Consider the following 450-nt stretch of genomic DNA (forward strand, 5'->3'; position numbering starts at 1 on the left):
CCCATTCCTTCGTCACCAGCGTCCAGGCATGCTCGACCGCCTGTTCCTTGAAATAATCGCCGAACGAAAAATTGCCCATCATCTCGAAGAAGGTGTGGTGCCGCGCGGTGTAGCCGACATTGTCGAGATCGTTATGCTTGCCGCCCGCGCGCACGCATTTCTGCGCGCTGGTCGCCCGGTCATAGGGCCGCGATTCCAGGCCGGTGAAAACATTCTTGAACGGCACCATGCCCGCATTCACGAACATCAGCGTCGGATCGTTATGCGGCACCAGCGGCGCGGAGGGCACGCGCTCATGCCCGGCGTCGGCGAAATAATCGAGGAAACTGCGGCGGATGTCGTTGGTCGATGTCATAGCGCCCATGTAAGCGGGCAGCGGGGCGCGCTCAAGCGAAACGGCTCGGCCTCAGTTTCGATCGGGGAACTTCTACTGCGGCCCTTGTTGCCGCC

The 450-nt window shown here is 61.3% G+C and carries 1 protein-coding gene; it reads right to left on the minus strand.

What is annotated here, in order from left to right; translation table 11 throughout:
- Positions 1-355: alanine--tRNA ligase-related protein (locus tag HUO12_RS14395; protein ID WP_232367531.1), on the minus strand; the 355-nt coding region annotated here is incomplete at its 3' end.
- Positions 356-450 lie beyond the last annotated feature (95 nt).

It is taken from the genome of Altererythrobacter lutimaris (assembly GCF_013371495.1).
In the GTDB taxonomy this organism is placed as follows: Bacteria; Pseudomonadota; Alphaproteobacteria; order Sphingomonadales; family Sphingomonadaceae; genus Erythrobacter; species Erythrobacter lutimaris_A.